This window comes from Halorarius litoreus, assembly GCF_024362405.1.
GTDB lineage: Archaea > Halobacteriota > Halobacteria > Halobacteriales > Haloarculaceae > Halorarius > Halorarius litoreus.
In genome coordinates, this window is sequence record NZ_CP101454.1 from 1,802,042 (window position 1) to 1,817,207 (window position 15,166).

Annotated in this window: 15 protein-coding genes, 1 tRNA gene and 1 pseudogene; 5 read left to right on the forward strand and 12 right to left on the reverse strand. The window is 67.7% G+C overall.

Annotated features, from left to right (window positions below; genetic code table 11):
• Positions 1-133: 133 nt before the first annotated feature.
• Positions 134-373, forward strand: coding sequence for a hypothetical protein (locus NL126_RS09140; protein WP_255198616.1), 240 nt, complete (start codon positions 134-136; stop codon positions 371-373).
• Here the strand turns inward: NL126_RS09140 and NL126_RS09145 are convergent.
• The 7 genes and pseudogenes from NL126_RS09145 to NL126_RS09175 all read right to left on the reverse strand — a co-directional run bounded on the left by NL126_RS09145 (position 366) and on the right by NL126_RS09175 (position 9,031).
• A complete protein-coding gene (locus NL126_RS09145) occupies positions 366-758 on the reverse strand; it encodes a NusA-like transcription termination signal-binding factor (RefSeq protein WP_255198829.1) in 393 nt (130 codons plus the stop codon). The two genes, NL126_RS09140 and NL126_RS09145, sit on opposite strands and share 8 nt — an antisense overlap.
• Positions 759-1,196, reverse strand: a pseudogene (locus tag NL126_RS09150) (NusA-like transcription termination signal-binding factor); the annotation flags it as partial.
• Positions 1,197-2,444, reverse strand: a complete 1,248-nt coding sequence (gene rpoA2 / locus NL126_RS09155; RefSeq protein WP_255198617.1) for a DNA-directed RNA polymerase subunit A'' — start codon at positions 2,442-2,444, stop codon at positions 1,197-1,199.
• On the reverse strand, positions 2,437-5,409 hold the full coding sequence (locus tag NL126_RS09160) for a DNA-directed RNA polymerase subunit A' (protein WP_255198618.1): 2,973 nt from the start codon (positions 5,407-5,409) through the stop codon (positions 2,437-2,439). The genes rpoA2 and NL126_RS09160 overlap by 8 nt, the downstream gene beginning before the upstream one ends.
• Positions 5,409-7,235, reverse strand: coding sequence for a DNA-directed RNA polymerase subunit B (gene rpoB, locus NL126_RS09165; protein WP_255198619.1), 1,827 nt, complete (start codon positions 7,233-7,235; stop codon positions 5,409-5,411). Before rpoB ends, NL126_RS09160 begins: the two co-directional genes overlap by 1 nt.
• Position 7,236: 1 nt before the next feature.
• Positions 7,237-8,799 (reverse strand): DNA-directed RNA polymerase subunit B'', encoded by a 1,563-nt coding sequence (locus NL126_RS09170; RefSeq protein WP_255198620.1) that lies wholly within the window; start codon positions 8,797-8,799, stop codon positions 7,237-7,239.
• A 4-nt stretch (positions 8,800-8,803) separates the two neighbouring features.
• The gene (locus tag NL126_RS09175) at positions 8,804-9,031 is read right to left on the reverse strand and encodes a DNA-directed RNA polymerase subunit H (RefSeq protein ID WP_255198621.1); all 228 of its coding nucleotides are present in this window, start codon (positions 9,029-9,031) and stop codon (positions 8,804-8,806) included.
• Between the two features lie 253 nt (positions 9,032-9,284).
• Between NL126_RS09175 and NL126_RS09180 the strand changes: the two genes are divergently transcribed.
• The 3 genes from NL126_RS09180 (at position 9,285) to NL126_RS09190 (ending at position 10,532) form a co-directional block, all read left to right on the forward strand.
• Positions 9,285-9,357, forward strand: a tRNA-Asp gene (locus NL126_RS09180).
• A 79-nt stretch (positions 9,358-9,436) separates the two neighbouring features.
• The gene (locus NL126_RS09185; RefSeq protein ID WP_255198622.1) at positions 9,437-9,865 is read left to right on the forward strand and encodes a group I intron-associated PD-(D/E)XK endonuclease; all 429 of its coding nucleotides are present in this window, start codon (positions 9,437-9,439) and stop codon (positions 9,863-9,865) included.
• A gap of 97 nt (positions 9,866-9,962) precedes the next feature.
• Positions 9,963-10,532 carry a HalX domain-containing protein gene (locus NL126_RS09190; protein ID WP_255198623.1) on the forward strand — a complete coding sequence of 190 codons (570 nt, stop codon included), beginning with the start codon at positions 9,963-9,965 and terminating at the stop codon, positions 10,530-10,532.
• Here NL126_RS09190 and NL126_RS09195 read toward each other — a convergent pair.
• From NL126_RS09195 to NL126_RS09205, 3 genes are read right to left on the reverse strand one after another with little or no spacing between them, the layout of a single operon-like run.
• The gene (locus NL126_RS09195; RefSeq protein ID WP_255198624.1) at positions 10,529-10,867 is read right to left on the reverse strand and encodes a fluoride efflux transporter FluC; all 339 of its coding nucleotides are present in this window, start codon (positions 10,865-10,867) and stop codon (positions 10,529-10,531) included. The two genes, NL126_RS09190 and NL126_RS09195, sit on opposite strands and share 4 nt — an antisense overlap.
• Entirely contained in the window at positions 10,864-11,232 is a 369-nt protein-coding gene (crcB, locus tag NL126_RS09200; protein WP_255198625.1) for a fluoride efflux transporter CrcB, read from the reverse strand. The genes NL126_RS09195 and crcB overlap by 4 nt, the downstream gene beginning before the upstream one ends.
• A gap of 20 nt (positions 11,233-11,252) precedes the next feature.
• Positions 11,253-12,260: an ATP-binding protein gene (locus NL126_RS09205; protein WP_255198626.1), complete on the reverse strand. Its 1,008-nt coding sequence runs from the start codon at positions 12,258-12,260 to the stop codon at positions 11,253-11,255.
• A gap of 74 nt (positions 12,261-12,334) precedes the next feature.
• Between NL126_RS09205 and NL126_RS09210 the strand changes: the two genes are divergently transcribed.
• Positions 12,335-12,778, forward strand: coding sequence for a DUF7382 domain-containing protein (locus tag NL126_RS09210; protein WP_255198627.1), 444 nt, complete (start codon positions 12,335-12,337; stop codon positions 12,776-12,778).
• Here NL126_RS09210 and NL126_RS09215 read toward each other — a convergent pair.
• On the reverse strand, positions 12,775-14,343 hold the full coding sequence (locus tag NL126_RS09215; protein ID WP_255198628.1) for a lipopolysaccharide biosynthesis protein: 1,569 nt from the start codon (positions 14,341-14,343) through the stop codon (positions 12,775-12,777). The two genes, NL126_RS09210 and NL126_RS09215, sit on opposite strands and share 4 nt — an antisense overlap.
• Positions 14,344-14,421: 78 nt before the next feature.
• A complete protein-coding gene (locus tag NL126_RS09220) occupies positions 14,422-15,156 on the reverse strand; it encodes an SDR family oxidoreductase (RefSeq protein ID WP_255198629.1) in 735 nt (244 codons plus the stop codon).
• Between the last annotated feature and the right edge of the window lie 10 nt (positions 15,157-15,166).

Below are 15,166 nucleotides of genomic sequence, written 5' to 3' on the forward strand. Positions count from 1 at the left end.
AAGCATCCCTTTTCGCCGACGGCCCCGAGGCGGCGTGACACGCCGGTCTCCACGGCTCTCCTGCCGTGTGAGCCGTTCCCACGAGTCGGCGCATCCACAAAGCTTCATATGTTCGGTGGCAAAATTGGCGGATATGTCACAAGCTGCCGCGGACGGGCGCGGCCCGGTCGGAATCGTGAGGAGTCCCTTCTTCCTCAAGGTCGCCGGGTTCGTCGTCCTCCTCATCCTCGCCGGGATCGCGACCCCGCCGCTGTTCCCCGACAACGAGTTCGTCGGCGTGTTCGTCGGCATGGTCTGGAGCGTCGCGTTCCTCATCGTCGCCGTCATGGTCATCGCCGTCGTCGGGAGCGCGGTCCGGCAGGCGCTCAGGTGAGTTCGACGTCGTCGACACCGTAGTACCGTTCCGCGAGCAGGCGCGCCCGACGGATGCGTGTTCCCCCGTTTCCGATGGCGAGCCCCCGGTCCTCGCGGTCGACTTCGGCGTACGCAACCCCGCTCTGGCTCACCGTCACGTTGTGGACCGTGGCGGGAGCGAGCGCGTTCTCGATGAGGCCGGCCGCGTCACCCGCGTACGTCACCACCTCGACCGGCCAGCCGAGCGCCGACTGTAACGCACCGACCGACTGCGTGACGTCGTCGGCGGTGCCGCTCGGTACGAGCACGAGGAGCCGCTCGTCGACGGGGTCGAACAGCGCGTCGACCGGCTCGACGTCGGTCGTCTCCGCGACACGGTCGAGACACGAGTCCGGGTCCGGCACCAGTTCGATGCGGTCGACGCCGTGGTGGCGCTCGGCGAGGCGGGTCGCCATCGAGACGTTCCGACCACCCGCGCCGATGGCCGCCCCGAAGTCGTCGGCGTCGACCTCGGCGTACGCGACGGTCTCGGTCTCGCCGTCGCGCTCGCGTTCCCGAACCGTCACCTCGTAGACCGCCGCGGGCCGGAGCGCGTTCGCGACGAACATCTCGGGTGTATCGGCGTCCTCGACGAGTTCGACCGCCGAGCGCAGTCGCTCTTCGAGCGTGGAAACGGTGCGGCCGCCGGGACCGATAGCGTCGGCCATCCCGTCTGGCGGGACGACGAACACTACCCGCGGGTCGGCCTCGTCGCGGGCAACGATGCAGTCTCGGGCAGCGACGCCGGTGACGTCCTCGAACAGCGCGATGTGCTGGCGTGCCTCGTCCGAGAGGCGAATCATCTAGTCGTCCGCGCTCTCGGGGGAGCCGGACTGCTTCGCGCCCATCCGGAGGTCGACGTCGCCGGTGCCCAGCTTGATGGGCTTGCCGACGATGACGTTCTCCGTCACGCCGTCGAGGTCGTCGACCTCGCCGTGGATGGCCGCGTCAAGGAGGTGGTTGACCGTCACCTCGAACGCGGCGCGGGCGAGCACCGACTGCTTGTTGCCGGAGATGCCGTGGCGACCGATGGACTCGATCTCGCCACGGTTCGTCATGATGTCGGCGACGAGCATCAGGTGGCGGACGTTCACGTCGTCGAGCCCCTGCTCCTCGAGGGTGTTCATCGTCTCGTTGATGAGCGCCTCGCGTGCGGCCTCGATACCGAGGTTCCGGTTGACCTCGTGGATGTTGTTACACGTCGTCCGCGAGGCGTCGACGCCCTCGATGTCGAGGACGTCGCCGAACGCGGAGCCCTCGGTGTAGAGGACGTACTCCTCGTCGCCGTCGTCGGTCTCCTCCTTGCGGATGACGACGCGGGTGACCTCCTCGATGCCCTTGAACACGATGTCGCGCAGCTCCTCGACGAGCTGCAGGAGCTCGCGGTACGAGGGCTGGTCGGGGCCGAACTCGATGCGCGTCGTCTCGGGTCGAGAGGTCTCGACGCCGAGCTTCGAGTCGATGGTGTCGGCGATCTCCTGGGCGATGTCGTCGAGGTTGTCGACGGTGGGCCACCGCTCGCGGAGCGTGTCCTCGTTGAGGTCGACGCTGACGATCATGTCCGCGACGTTCGTCGAGACGTCACCGAGCGCGAGCACCTTCGTCGCCTCGATCTGCCAGACGATCTCGTGGGCCGCGTTCCGCTCGGTGTAGTCGCCACCCTCCTCGCTGACACGCCGGTCGATGAACTCCTCGTCGAGGTGGACGGTCATCGTCGGCGTGTCCGGGGTCTTGCGGGCGTCCACCAGCTCGATGAGCCGGGGGAGCCCCTGCGTGACGTCGATCTCGGCGACGCCCGCGTAGTGGAACGTGTTCATCGTCATCTGCGTCCCCGGCTCCCCGATGGACTGTGCGGAGACGGTGCCGACGGGGTCGAGCGGGTCGATGCGCGTGTCGAGGTACCGCGACTCCGTCGCCTGCGCGATGTCGTTCGCCTGCTCGACGGTGACGTCGCCGCGGGCCTCGATGACGTCGAGCACCTGCTGTCGCAGGCGCGGCGGCAGCTCGGTGTCCTGGACGACCGCGCGGACGTCCTCGGAGAGCTCAGTCATCCGACTCCACCCCCGGGATGGCCTCCTCGACGGTCCACGTGTCCTGATGCTCCGAGATGTTCGTCGGCTTGCGCTTGCGCCCGATGAACTCCTCGCGCTGGTCGTCGTCGTCGAACTCCTCTTCGAGCACGCGGTTCGCGATCTGCTCGACGTCGATGGGGTTCTCCTCGTTGGAGGCGACCTTCACGGGCGAGGTGCCGTCCTCGCCGAACTCGAACTGGACGATGGTGTCCGAGGTGTCGCGAACGGTGCCGTCGTACTGCGTCTCCAGTTCGGAGAGCGCGTTGATGAGCCGGCGCTGCAGGTAGCCGGACTTCGAGGTCCGGACCGCCGTGTCGACGAGGCCCTCGCGGCCACCCATCGCGTGGAAGAAGAACTCCTTGGGCGAGAGGCCCTTGCGATAGGAGGACTCGACGAAGCCGTGTGCATCGGCGGAGAGGTCGTCCCGCTCGAAGTGCGAGAGGGTGCGGTCCTCGTAGCCGCGGTTGATGCGCTCGCCGCGCACTGCCTGCTGGCCGACACAGCCAGCCATCTGCGTGAGGTTCAGCATCGACCCACGCGCGCCCGAGCGGGCCATGATGACTGCCGGGTTGTCGGCCGAGAGGTTGTCGTCGGCGATGTCACCCGCGCTGTCGCGGGCACGGCCGAGCACCTGCATGATCTTCATCTCCAGCGTCTCGTCGAGCGTGCGGCCCGGCAGCGACTCGAGGTCGCCGTTCTCGTACGCCTCGATGCGCTCCTGGACGTCCTCGTAGGCGTTGTCGATGGCCTCGCCGATCTGCGCCTCGGCCTCTCGCGACACCGACTCGTCGTCGATACCGATAGAGAACCCGAAGTGCATGATGGCGCGCATCGCGAGCGTCGCCACCTCGTTGACGAACACCCGCGCGTGGGTGTTCGAGTAGTGCTTGGCGATGGTGTCGACGATCTCGCCGCCGAACGCCCCGACGGCGTCCTCGTCGATGGTACCCGAGACGAGGACGCCGTCCTCGATGACGACGCGGTCGCCCGCAGACGAGTCGAACTCGAGGCTGAGGTCGTCGGGCAGCAGCTCGGAGAAGACGGTCCGGCCCGTCCAGTACTCCTTGCCGGCCTCGTCGATGCCGTCGGCCTCGGGCAGTTCGTCGATCGACGTGGCGCGAAGCAGGTCGAGCGCCTGCGTCTCGTTGAACCGCGGCGGCTCGCCCGTCTCGGGGTCCTCGTGCGTCAGCAGGTAGGTCCCCGAGATGTGGTCCTGAATCGCGCCGATGATGTTCTCACCGAACCGCGGCGAGAGAATCTGCTCCTGCACGCGCATGAGGACGCGCGCCTCCGCGCGGGCCTCCTCGTTCTGCAGCGCGTGCATGTTCATCTCGTCGCCGTCGAAGTCGGCGTTGTACGGCGGACAGACGACGGTGTTGAGACGGAACGTCTTGTACGGCATCACCACGACCTCGTGGGCCATGATGGACATCCGGTGGAGCGACGGCTGTCGGTTGAAGATGACGATGTCGCCGTCGATGAGGTGTCGCGAGACCTCCCAGCCGAGCTCGACCTTCTCGGAGAGCTCCTCGCAGTTCTTCTCCGTGACCTTCAGGCGTCGGCCGTCCGGGCGTCGAACGTAGTTGGCGCCCGGATGTGCCTCGGGGCCGTTGGCGACGTAGCGACGAGCGTCGTCGATGTTCCGCTCGTTGACGTTCATCGTCTGGGTCATCTCGGTCGCCACGCGGTCGGGGACCCCGACCTCGTTCAGCGAGAGCGTGGGGTCCGGCGAAATCACGGTCCGAGCCGAGAAGTTCACGCGCTTCCCGGACAGCGAGCCACGGAACCGACCCTCCTTCCCCTTGAGTCGCTGGGAGAGGGTCTTGAGAGGGCGACCGGAGCGGTGACGCGCCGGCGGCGTTCCCGAGATCTCGTTGTCCATGAACGTCGTGACGTGGTACTGGAGCAGCTCCCACAGGTCCTCGATAATGAGTTGCGGCGCACCCGCCTCGCGGTTCTCCATAAACCGCTGGTTGATGCGGATGATGTCGACGAGCTTGTGCGTGAGGTCGTCCTCCGAGCGCTGGCCGTTGTCCAGCGTGATGGAGGGACGCGCCGTCACTGGCGGCACCGGAAGGACGGTGAGGATGATCCACTCGGGGCGACTCTTGTCGGCGTCGATGCCGAGCACCTCGATGTCCTCGTCCGGGATGTCCTCGAACCAGTCGCGGATGTCCGAGGGCATCAGCTTGTTCATGTCCTCCTCGGTGAGGTCGATGTCGAGCGCCTTCTCCAGCTTCTGGCGGTCCTCCTTCGTCGGGCGGAACTCGCCGGAGAGGATCTGGTTGATGCGCGAGACGTCGATGCCGGTCTCCTCGGCGAGGTCCTGCGGGGCGACCGGCTCGCGGTCGCCCTCTTCCTCGTCCTCGTCGACCGGGCGGCCCTCCATCGCGGCGGCGATGGTCTCGGAGTACTCCGAGGAGAGCACCTCCTGCACCTCGTAGTACGTGGTCGGCTTCTCGTGCTGGATGTCGTACTGTTTCTCGCCACAGTACGGGCAGTTCTTCGCCTTCCGGGCCTGCCGGATGGCGGCCTTCATCACGTCGCCGAGGTCCTCGCCGAGCTGGCGGGTCTTCGTCAGCCGGCTGCGGAACTCGTCTTTCTCGTCCTCGGTGAGACAGAGCCGCGAGCACTCGCGACACGTCCCGCGAAGGAGCCGACGGATGAGCTTCGAGAACCCGACGTGGATGACGGGCGCGGCCAGCTCGATGTGGCCGAAGTGGCCGTTACACGAGCCGGAGTGCTTGCCGCACGTCTTGCACTCCAGGCCAGGGTCGATGACGCCCAGCCGCGGGTCCATCAGCCCCATGTCGATGGGGAAGCCGTCGTCGTCGTAGGTGTCGGCGGTGATGACCTTCGTGGCCGACATCTCGCGGTACTCCTCGGGGTCCATCAGCCCGAAGCTGAGCGACCCGATCTGTTTGGGTGCTTGGCCGTAGCTCATTATACTGCCTCCGTGAGTTCGATCCGCGGGGCGATACCGAGCGCCTTCATCTCGTCGAGCAGGAGCTTGAACGCGTAGCTCATCTCCACCTCGTGGACGTCCGTCTCCTCCTCGCAGTTCGGACAGTAGACACGCCGCTGTTCGACGTTCTCGACGGCGGTCATGCCACACTGCCCGCAGACGTAGATGAACTCCCGGTCGGACTCGTCCAGGAGTCGTTCCTTCAGGGCCATGGCCGCGCCGTGCCCGATGAGCACGTCGCGCTCCATCTCCCCGACACGCAACCCACCTTCACGGGCGCGACCCTCAGTGGGCTGGCGCGTGAGCACCTGCACCGGGCCGCGCGAGCGGGCGTGAATCTTGTTCGAGACCATGTGGTAGAGCTTCTGGTAGAAGATGACGCCCACGAAGATCTCGGCCTCGATCTTTTCGCCGGTGACGCCCGAGTACATCACTTCCTTCCCGTTCGACTGGAAGCCGTTCTCGACGAGCGTGTTCCGGAGGTCCTCCTCGTCCTCGCCGGTGAAGGCGGTGCCGTCGACACGGCGGCCCTCGAGCGAGCCGACCTTGCCGCCGAGCATCTCGAGGATGTGCCCGACCGTCATCCGCGACGGCAGCGCGTGCGGGTTGACGATGAGGTCCGGGACGACGCCCTCCTCGGTGAAGGGCATGTCCTCCTGCGGGGCGATGTGGCCGACGACACCCTTCTGCCCGTGTCGGGACGCGAACTTGTCGCCGAGTTCCGGAATCCGCTGGTCGCGCACCGAGACCTTCGAGAGCTTCGAGCCGTCCTCGCCTTCCATCAGCGTGACGGTGTCGACGACGCCCGATTCGCCCGAGCGCATCGTCACCGAGGTCTCACGTCGCTTCTGCGGCGAGAGGCCACCCATGTCGTCCGGCTCTTCGAGGAACCGGGGCGGGGAGGTCTTCCCGAGCAGGACGTCGTTCTCCCCCACACGTGTTTCGGGGTTGACGAGGCCGTCCTCGTCGAGGTGGTTGTACGCGTCCTCGCCGCGAGCGCCACGAACGTCGTCGTCGGGCATCTCGAAGCGGTCCTCCTGGCCGCCGGGGTAGCGCCGTTCCTCGCCCTCGTACGTCCGGAAGAAGTGCGAGCGCGCGAGCGCGCGGTCGATGGACCCACCATTAAGAACGAGCGCGTCCTCGATGTTGAACCCCTCGTAGGACATCACGGCGACGACGAAGTTCTGTGCCGCGGGGCGGTCGTCGTAGCCGATCTGTTCGGTGGTCTGCGTCTTCACCAGCGACAACTGCGGGTAGTGCAGGAGGTGCTGGCGGGTGTCCGGACGAATCCGATAGTTCGCGCTCGGGAGCCCGAGCGACTGCTTGATCATCCCCGACCCCATCGTAATCCGGGGCGAGGCGTTGTGCTCGGGGTACGGAATCATCCCGGCCCCGATACCGAAGATGAGCTGCGGGTCGACTTCGAGGTGCGTGTGCTTCTCCGTCAGCTCCTCCTCGTCGACGGCGACGAGGATGTCCTCTTCCTCCTCGGCGTCGATGAACTCGATGTAGCCGCGGTCGACGAGGTCGTCGAACTCGACGTCGCCCGCCTTCACGGCCTCGATCTCCTCCTCGGAGACGAGCGTCTCGCCGCCCTCGACGACGAGCAGCGGGCGCCGGGCGCGCCCGGCGTCGGCGTTGATGATGACCTCGTTCGTGCCTTCCTTCACGGAGACGTTGACCATCTCCGAGACCTCGCCGCGACGCCGCGCCTCGCGGACGTTCTTGGCGAGCTGGTGCGGTTCCGGATGGGTCCCGATGAGCGACCCGTTGACGTAGATTTTGGCTTCTCGCTGACTGCTCATGTTAGTCGTCTGCGGGGGCGTCCACGGTCTCGATGCCGGGGATGCCGTTTACGCCCATAGAGGCGAGTTCGCGCTTCAGTTCCTGCTCGTCTTCGACGTTCTGCGACAGCTCCATCGCCTGCGCGAAGTTCTTCACGAGCCCACAGTTCGGCCCCTCCGGCGTCTCGGAGGGACAGATGCGACCCCACTGGGTCGCGTGCAGGTCACGCGCCTCGAAGTGGGGCTGCGAGCGGGAGAGCGGCGAGCGCAGGCGGCGAAGGTGGGAGAGCACACCCATGTAGTCGGTGCGGTCCACCAGTTGTGAGACCCCGGAGCGGCCACCCACCCAGTTCCCGGTCGCGATGGGGTGCTCCAGGCGTTCGGTCAGCACGTCCGAGCGGACGACCGTGTTCACGGAGAGCTTCCGGTTCCGCATGTTCGCGCGCTCGAGCTGGTACTTCACGTCGCGCGAGAGCTTGTTGAGCGCCGTCCGGAACAGGTCCTTCATCAGGTCGCCGCTGACCTTGAGGCGCTTGTTCGCGTAGTGGTCCTTGTCGTCGGACTCGCGGCGCTTGAGTGCGAGCTCGAAACACGCCTCGGCCATCCGACAGAGGTAGACCGCCTTGTTCATCCGCGTCTCCTCGTCCTCGACGCCCTCCTCGTGGAGGTGCGGCAGGAGGTAGCGGTCGATGACGTAGTTGGCGCGCTTCAGCTGGTAGTTCTTCCCCTGCCCGCTGGCGACGCGCTTCCCGAGGGTCTCGATGGCCTCGTTGGTCGACTGGACCTCGGCGGCCTCCAGGTTCTCCAGCATGAACTTCACGACTTCGGGGTCGTCGCTCACGCGGTGGACGATCTCCTCGTCCGATTCGAGCCCGAGGGCGCGGACGAGCGTGACGAAGTTGATGCTCCCCGACACCGAGGGGAACGACACTTCGAGGATGCCCTGGCGGTTGCGCTCACAGAGGACGAGCGCGCGGTAGCCACGACGCTGGCTGAACGTCTTCGCGACCTGAATCTCGTCGCCGTACTTCGTGTCGTACTCCGCGAGGATCTTGTTCGGCGCGAGGTCCTCGCTCGTCATCAGCACGCGCTCGGAGCCGTTGACGATGAAGTAGCCGCCGGGGTCGGCGGGGTCCTCGCCGATCTCGATGAGGTCCTCGTCGGTGAAGTCGGCGATGTTACACTTGTCCGAGCCGACCATGATCGGCATCCGGCCGATCTTCGTCTCGCTCTGGTCGACGATGTGTTCCTCCTCCTCGTCGCCCCCACGCACGATGGTCATCTCCATGAACACCGGTGCGGAGTACGTGATGTTCCGCAGGCGGGCCTCCTGCGGGTAGAGCAGTTCCTCGGAGCCGTCGGCCTCGCGGACACGCGGGGTCTCGACCCGTACGTTGCCCAGGTCGACGCGGACGGGCTCTTGGCCCTCCTTGTCGCCGATGTCGGTTTCGATACTCTCCTTCTCGTCGACCACCCGCTGCATCCCTCGCCCCAGGAAGGCGTTGAACGAGCGGAAGTGGTGCTCTGCCAGGCGGTCCCGCGAGAAGTACTCCCGCGAGATCGTGCGTCGGCTGTCTCGGTCCATTATGTTATTCGATCACCAGTCGGTAGACGGTGGCGGTGTCCGTCGTGCGGGAGTCCCGGGTGATCTCGATGACGTCACCCACGTCGGCGTCGTCGGGAAGCGCCGGGTCCGTCCGCTTGATCTTCGGCAGGTCTGTGCGGTCGATGTCGTACTCGTCCAGCACGTCCTCGAGGGTCGCCTCGTCGAGGACCGTGTGCTCGGGGACGAGGTTGTGTTGGCTTACATCTACCATGTGTGCGTCTGTCCGGGGAAAGAAGCTGTCACGAGATACTACAGCGTGTTATTCGCCCGCCGCACAAAACGCTTCCGAAACCGCTGGCCGACGCTCTTCGACCCGCGGCGCCCTGCTGTGGCGTCGCGGCTTCTATCGCTGTGCAGGTGTGTAACGTACAAGACTCTTGTGCCCGCGGTGTGGTACCCCGCACCGCGCCGCCCGCCTTTGGAAAGCCTTAATAACACCAGCGGGTTACGCTGAGATGCGTCAGGCCCGGATGGTGTAGTGGCCTATCATACAACCCTGTCACGGTTGTGACTCGGGTTCAAATCCCGATCCGGGCGCTTTCCTCTCTTTCAGTGTTCGTAGACTCTCGTCTGCGCTCCCTCGAACTTTTTTCCTTGGCCAGCGACTGCCGTCTCCATGAGTACCGGTTCGGGTAACACGAAAGACCGTGGCGACGAGACGGAGGCGAAGGTCCTCTCCACGCTCCTTGCCGCGGGCTACAGCGTCTCGGTACCGTTCGGTGACAACGACAAGTACGACTTGATTGTCGACGACTACGGGGAGCTCCATCGGGTACAGTGTAAGACCGCGTGGCAGAACAAGGCGGAGACGATTCGGTTCAACACGCACTCCCAGACGACGAACGACGGGGCGTACCACGAACAGACGTACGAAGACGCCATCGACGCGTTCGTCGTCAGATACCCCGACACCGAGTCGCTCTACTGGATTGACGTCGCGGAGGCGACGACCCAGAAGATGGAACTCCGCTTCGAGGCGAGTATCGACCACCCGTCGATTAACTGGGCGAGTGACTACGCGTTCGACGGGACCATTCCCGAGTGACCGCTCGCGCGCTGTCGCCCACCGAGTCAGCCCAAAACCTCATACTCTCCCGACGAGACTGGCGCGGTGTGAACGAACAGTTGCACGGTGGGGGGCGATGAGCGACGGGCGCCCGACCGTTCTGGTCATCGACGACGAGCCGGACCTGGCGGACCTCTATGCGGCTTGGCTGACCAGCGAGTACGACGTGCGGACGGCCTACGGTGGCGGCGCGGCCCTCGAGGAGATCGACGAGGAGGTGTCGGTCGCGCTTATCGACCGGCTGATGCCCGACCTCTCGGGCGACGAGGTGCTCGAACGCATCCGCGAGGAGGGGTACGACTGTCGCGTGGCGATGGTCACCGCGGTGGAGCCGGACTTCGACATCATCGACATGGGGTTCGACGACTACCTCGTCAAGCCGGTTCGTCGTGAGGAACTCCAGGGGGTCGTCGAGTCGCTGTTGAAGCGGACGACCTACGACGCCCAGCTCCGCGAGTACTTCTCGATGGTGTCGAAGCGGGCGGCTCTCGAGTCGCAGAAGAGCGACCGCGAACTCGCCGAGAGCGAGGCGTACGCGAGCCTGACCGAGGATATCGAGGCACTCAGTGCGCAACTCGACGAGACCACCGCGAGCCTCGATGCGGCGGACTTCGAGGTGGCGTTGCGCAACCTCGACGACGCCTAGAGCAGCCGGCCGACGGCGAGTCCGACTGTGACCGCGAGCAACGCACCGAGGAGCGTGCCGAGGGCGTTGCGAGCGGCGGCCCGCCGAAAGCCCTCCTCGCCGAGCCGAACCGTCTCGAACGCGAACGTCGAGAAGGTGGTGAACGCGCCACAGAACCCCGTCCCGAGCGCGAGTGCCGCCGCCGAGGGGAGCGGGGCGGTCGTCACCACCCCGAGCAGGAAGCTCCCGAGGAGGTTGACCGCGAGCGTGTCGTACGTCGCCGTCTCGACGTGCTCGCTCACGAGGTGGCGGGCGATGGCGCCGGCGACACCGCCGAGGCCGACGAGTTCCATCATGCCGACCACCGCGTCACCGCGCGTCCCGCGAGCACGGCGAGGAAGCCGAGGGTGTAGTTCGCAGCGACGTTCGCCACCGCGAGTTCGGGGGCCAGCCCAGCGGTCTCCAGCGCGAACGTCGAGTACGTCGTGAACGAGGAGAGGAAGCCGGTGCCGGCCACGAGCCGGGTCTCCTCGGAGACGACGCCGACCAGTCGCTGCTCGTACAGCAACACGCCGAGCAGGAACGCGCCGACGACGTTCGCGACGAGCGTGCCGACCGGGAACGCCCCGGGGAGCGCCAGCGCGATGGCGTGGCGGGCGATGGCGCCGGCGAACCCGCCAACGGCGATGAGCAGCAGCGTCTCGACACGGCGCCCGTCCATATCCTTCGATTCCGCCCCCGCTACTCGTCGGTTTCGACTCCGAGTCGCGGTGCCTCACCACCGTGTGGCGTCGTCCGTTCCCGGACCCGAAGGCTGTGCGCGCGCTCGGTCGCATCGTCGAACACGAGTGCCTCACCGGGACCTGTGGGGAGGCGGTTGGTCACGGGGCCGTCGACGTACGCTCCCCGAGCCCCGGCGAGCGTCTCGGTGTCCGCACGGCCGGTCAGTCGGTGGGCGACCAGCAGGTCGGCCTGCGAGACTGCGGTGGACGGGAGCGCGTCGGGCCGCTGCGTGGCGAGGACGACGGACACACCGGGTGCGCGCCCCCGCGTGAGCAGACGGTCGATGGCCGGCGCGGCGACGCCGTCGAGCACGACGTGCGCCTCGTCGACCAGTAGCCACGGCAGCGGCCCCTCGCCACGGACGCGACGGTCGTACAGTCCCGTGGCGACGGCCCGAACCACGGCGTTCGTCGCACGCGGTGGCACGTCAGCGAGGTCGAGGACCGTCGGCTCGGTCAGGGCTGCGATGCCGCCGGCGTCGAACACGTCCCACGACGCCGCGAGCCGCAGGTGGTTGGCCGCGGCGCGACGAGCGTCGGCGTCGGTTCCCGAGACGAACGCTCGCATTCCGTCGAGCGTGTCACGCTCGGCGGCCGCCTGCCAGACGAGCACGCCTGCCCCACCGTCGGAATCGAGCCCCACGAGGTCGGGCCACGCTCGTGGCGGGAGCGCGTCGGCGCGGACGGTCGGCGTCGTCACCCGCGCGCCGACCTCGCGGAGTCCGCGGAACGCGCCCATCAGGTCGACGACGACGGGGACACAGCCGTCGACGGCGACGAGTTCCTCCGCGAGAACCGCGAGCGTGTTCGACTTGCCGCTCCCACGTTTCCCTACGACGCAGGCGGCGTGCGGCCGCGCACAGTCGAGTTCGACCGGGGCACCGTCGCTCCCGTCGCGCGCGAGGTAGTGGCCGAACGCGCCAGTCGGGCCTCGTTCGCTCCGCTGTCGACCGATGACTCTGGACACGGGGTGGCTGGTCCCGCGCTCCGGGTTGAACCTTCGGGCGAGCGTTCAAGTGGGATGCCGCGGCCACCGGCCCCATGCTCGAACGCTTCCGCACGGACGAGCGGGCCATCGAGGGGCTCCCCATCAGGCTCGTCGTCGCGCTCGTCGTCGGCGTCGCGTCGCTGTCGGTGATGCTGAACATGCTCAACGGCCTCGCCGCCATCGGCGTCACGGAACTCGACACCCGGCCCGTCCCCGAGGTGACGACGCCCGGAAACCAGACGCTCGCGGTGCAGGTCGTCGATCCCGACGGCACGGGCGTCTCGAACGCCACGGTCGTCGCTCGCGGCGAGTCGGTGGTCCTGGAGAGGCCCGCCGTCGCCCGGACGAACGCCTCGGGGTACGCGACGCTCGAGGTCGCCCCGAAACTCGGCCCCAATCAGCCGGATGGCGAACTCGGGTTCGAGGTGAAACCACCCGCCGGTTCGCAGTACGTCGACCGGCGGGGGAACACGCGGGTGCTGGTGGTCCGCGACTAGACGGCCTCGCGATACCGCGCGGCGAGCGTCCCGAGCAGGCGGCGCTCGACGGGGTCGAACCCGAGCCACAGCAAGGCCACCGCGTAGGCGGCCAGCCCGAGTCCGGTGCCGACGAGAACGCCGGCAGTACCGCCGACCAGTGACTGCGCCGCGAGCGCGATGGCGGCCAGCGGGACGGCGGCGACGAGCGGCTTGGCGTGCGCGCGGGTCAGCGGCTGGAGCCCCTCGAGCCGGTAGAGCACGGCGACTTCGAGGCCGTTGTTGAGCGAGAGCATGAGCAGGTAGCTCCCGACCACGCCCGCGAGCCCGAACTCGACGGTGAGCGGGATGGCGGTGACGACGAGAACCGCGGTGATGACGGTGTTGACGACCAGCAGCGCGCGCTGGTGGTCGGTCATCATTAGAAGGATGCCGACGCTCCCGGCGGCGCAGGCGAAGAACTGCGCGAGGATGAACGCGGGCAGTAGCGGCGCGTACTGCACGAACGTCGGCCCGAACAGCGCCATCACCGACTCACGATAGACGACGACGGGGACGGCGAGCGCCGTCACGCCCACGAGGACGAGCCGGCTGGTCGCGTGGTAGAGTCGCTTCAGCGCCACGCGCTCGTCGTCGTCGTGGAGCGCCGCCGCGACCGGCGGCATGAGCTGGTTGACACCCATGAGGGGGAGGCGGACGAGCATCCCCACCAGGACCCCGACGGCGAACACGCCGCCCGCGACGCTCGACAGGAAGACGGCGATGAGTGGGTAGAACCCGAGCCGCTGGACGGTCGTCGCGATGCTCCCGGCGAACAGCGGTGCCGTGTAGCGGACGTACCGCGCGTGGAGCCGTCTGGCGTCCGGCCCGCGGAGCCGGGGGCGGAGTCCGCGTTCGCGACCGAGCCAGACGGCGACGGCCGTGCCGACGAGTCCGGCGACGGCCCACACGCCGGCGGCGACGGTCGCGAGGTCCGCGAGGACGAGCCCGGCGACGGCGACGAGCAGCTGACCGACGGGGAAGCCGACCCGGAGTGCGAGGTTGAGCGGGCCGACCTCCTCCAGCCCGCGGAGGAGTTCGGTGGCGGCCCACAGCCACGCGGTCGCCGGGAGACCGACGGCGAACAGCCGGAGGAACGTCTCGAAGCGCGCCCCCTCGTTCGCGAGCGCCGTGATTCTCGGCGCGAGGAGGTAGAGGGCGGCACCGAACAGCGCCGCGACGCCGACGACGAGCAGGCTCCCGAACGTCGCGACGAGGTCGCGTTCGGTCCGGGGGTCGGCAGTGGGGAGATAGCGGCTCAACCCGCTGCGGCAGCCGAGTGCGAGCGAGAGCAGGAACCCCTGAATGCGCCGTGCGAGGACGAACACGCCGTACGCGGCCGCCGAGAAGCCGTTCGTGAGGACGGCGGCGAACGCCAGCGCCAGCCCGCGTTCGAGGAGCATGCTCGGGATGGAGACGACTGCACCGTGGGCCACTCGTTCGAGCGCGTCGGCCAGCGCCGCGTCAGCCGGGTCGTCCGGCTGCTCGTCGGTGACCGCGGCCGTCACCTCCGGCTCGGCGTCAGCGGGGGGCGTCTCCGTCGCCACATCCGTGGCTGGTCGGTCCCCGTAAAAAGCCCGACGGACGGGTGTGATACCGTCACACCGCTCGATTCGGCGTCGAGGTCAGCCCAGCCGCGCCTCCCAGTCTTCCGCGGTCATCGACTCACCGGTGACACCGCTGGGCCCCTGGGCAGCCAGCAACACCGCGGCGTCGTTCATCACGTCCGGCTGAAGGATACTCGCCCGCTCGTCGTCCGGGAGGTGGTCCCAGAACGCCGTGTTCACCCGGCCGCCGGGGTCGAGTGCGTTCACGTTGATGCCCGCGTCCTCGTAGTCGAGCGCGGTGGTTTTCGTCAGCCCCTCCAGCCCGAACTTCGAGGCGATGTAGGGGCCGTAGCCCGGGACGGCCCGGCGGCCCAGCCCCGAGGAGATGTTGATGACGTTGCCTGCCCCCTGTTCGACCATCGGCGGGATGGCCGCCTTCGAGCCGTTGAACACGCCGGTGAGGTTCACGTCGATGATCTGTCGCCACTGCTCCTCGGGCACGTCCGCGAGCGGGCGGCCGCCGTCCTCGATGCTCAGCAGCCCGATGCCGGCGTTGTTGACGAGCGTGTCCAGTCGGCCGAACGTGTCGAGCGTCTCGTCGACGACCGCCTCCATCCGAGCGAGGTCGGTCACGTCGGCGGGTGCGACGAGCGTCTCGCCGTCTGTCTCGGCGGCGACGGTATCGAGTGCGTCCTCGTCGCGAGCGACGAGCACGACACGTGCGCCCGCCTCGGCGAAGCGGCCGACCATCGACCGGCCCAGCCCGCGGCTCGCGCCGGTCACGACGACGACGTCGTTGTCGAGTGCGTCCATGCTCGTCGCT